At 43.2% G+C, this 2,265-nt stretch carries 4 protein-coding genes; all 4 read left to right on the top strand.

The annotated features are described in order from the left end of the window. The coding region (locus tag LD39_RS18610) for a riboflavin kinase (protein WP_035551568.1) at positions 1-566 on the top strand (566 nt) is incomplete at its 5' end. A gap of 27 nt (positions 567-593) precedes the next feature. Beyond that, positions 594-842: a DUF1450 domain-containing protein gene (locus LD39_RS18615; protein WP_035551570.1), complete on the top strand. Its 249-nt coding sequence runs from the start codon at positions 594-596 to the stop codon at positions 840-842. A gap of 14 nt (positions 843-856) precedes the next feature. Next, a complete protein-coding gene (locus LD39_RS18620) occupies positions 857-1,351 on the top strand; it encodes a DUF1189 family protein (RefSeq protein ID WP_035551573.1) in 495 nt (164 codons plus the stop codon). Positions 1,352-1,405: 54 nt separating this feature from the next. Beyond that, positions 1,406-2,260, top strand: coding sequence for a pirin family protein (locus LD39_RS18625; RefSeq protein ID WP_035551576.1), 855 nt, complete (start codon positions 1,406-1,408; stop codon positions 2,258-2,260). Positions 2,261-2,265 lie beyond the last annotated feature (5 nt).

Here is a 2,265-nt window from a genome sequence, read left to right on the forward strand (position 1 = left end):
ATTTCCGGTTCGGAAAGGGCAGAGGTTCAGATGCTGAGGGACTCGCAGACCTTTGCCGTCAACTAGATATTCCCGTTACGATTCTGCCAATAGTGAAATTGAACAGTGAAAAAATAAGCAGTACCACAATACGTTCTCTTGTTAAGCAAGGTCGTATGGAAGCTGCCCAGGCGATGCTCGGAAGGCCATTCGAGTTGACAGGCGTAGTAGAAAAAGGCGAACAGCTAGGCAGAGAGCTTGGCTTTCCCACGCTAAACCTCGGCGGAATTGAAGAATACGTTGAGGTCAAGCCTGCGGTTTATTTGGGTGTTGTGCAGATTTCCGAAGAGTCGCCCGAACATTATTACACATTGATTAGTGCCGGATATCGCCCCACGGTCAACGGCGATTCCTATAAAGTGGAAGCGTATCTCCTCGATTATTCAGGAGACTTATATAACCAAAATGTACGTATTAAGTTTTTACGCCATTTACGTGATGAAGTGGATTTTAAGGGTGTGGAGGTATTAGTCGAACAAATGAAAGAGGACGAGCGTGAGGCTCGACTGATTTTAGGGCTGGAATAAAGTCATCATAGAAAGGAGTATTCAACCATGGGGGTAGTCGTAGTCGAAGTGTGTGACGGGAATTTGATCACGGAACTTGATATTGAAGGTATTATTGAGTCCGAATACCCTGAAGTGGCGGTACTCATGAACGAATGCCTTTCCTATTGTGGGATGTGCGCGCTAAGACCATACGCCATTGTGAATGGTACTCGAGTTTTTGCAAAAACATCAGAAGAAGCATTGGACAAAATCCGTGTTAAGATAGAAGAAGAATTGGCTGTATATGCCGACTAAGGTAGGAGAAGAACATGGGGTTTATTGACTCATTGATCAATAGTTTACGTTTACCGAAAAAAGAAGCGATGTTCCGGTTGAACCGTAAAGGAATGACGAATACAATTGTCTATTTATTCATGCTTTTAGCGATCTTGTTCTTACCGGATATGATTCGTACTATAAAAAACCTGGATACGAATCTGACAGAAGTCTCACGTGGGCAGTATCTCGTCCAGGTGATGGTTTTTTATCCGTTGTTCATCATTTTTTTGATTCTCATTGGAGTTTCAATCCTGGCTGGTGGCGCTCTCTTATTACGAAAAGTGCTCGGCCGTAAAATGACGTATCAGCAATTATGGAAGCTCACGGCTTACGCTGCAACACTGCCGTTAATTTTAAGTGTCGTATTAAAAAATATTGCGATACCTGATGGTGTAAGCGCCCTGTTGTTTTTTGCGATTTTCAGCTTGCTAATGTATCGAATGATTACGATCTATCCGAAGAAGCCAACGAAGCGTTTGTCTTGATTTCAAACCTTTTCGTTGGTATTTTTTATTGTAATACGAGCTTAGGAGTGATCAATGATGAAGAGGGAAGTGAAGAAAAAATGGTACGTGAACTATAATGAGATGGATTTCCCAGCTGTTCAAAAAGGAATGATACTAGAACCTGGTCATTGGCAGGAATTTGATCCTTTTTTATTGATGGCTGAGGATTGGTTCAAACGAGGAACATTTTCTGATCATCCCCATCGTGGCTTTCAAACGCTAACGTATGTCATTGACGGACGGTTGGAGCACATTGATAATCGAGGCGGTCACGGCATCCTCGAATCAGGCGATGTGCAATATATGAATGCTGGGGCTGGTGCCCGTCACGCGGAAGAAGCGGTTGATGATGATATCGCGCATACTTTGCAGTTATGGATCAATCTTCCAAAAGATAAAAAAGATATGGTGCCGAGTTATCAGGATATCCGGAAAGACGCGACAGAGCTTGTCTCCTTCGATGGTGCAGAGGTACGTGTCTATGCAGGAAATGCAGCAGGTGTCGAAGGTCCGCTTCAGTCCGCGGTGCCGATGACGTTGGCAGAGATTACACTTGAACCTGGAGCTTCCTATACGCACGTTATTCCAGCTAACCACAACGCTTTTCTTTATGTCTTATCAGGGGATATGGATTTCGGTGAACAAAAAGAAAACCTGAAGAAAACAGGGACTGCGACTTTGACTTATGATGATTCTGCAAAGGAAGAGAATGAAAGTGAACTATCTATTCACGCTAACAGTCGTTCACGGGTACTCGTTTATTCAGGAGAGCCTATTCGAGAAGAAGTTGCGGCACATGGACCATTTGTAATGAACACAATGGGAGAAGTAAAAAAAGCATTTCTTGATTTTCAAACAGGCAAATTTGGTCCGCAAGTAAGATCATAAACAAA

It is taken from the genome of Halobacillus sp. BBL2006 (assembly GCF_000786645.1).
Lineage (GTDB): Bacteria > Bacillota > Bacilli > Bacillales > Halobacillaceae > Halobacillus.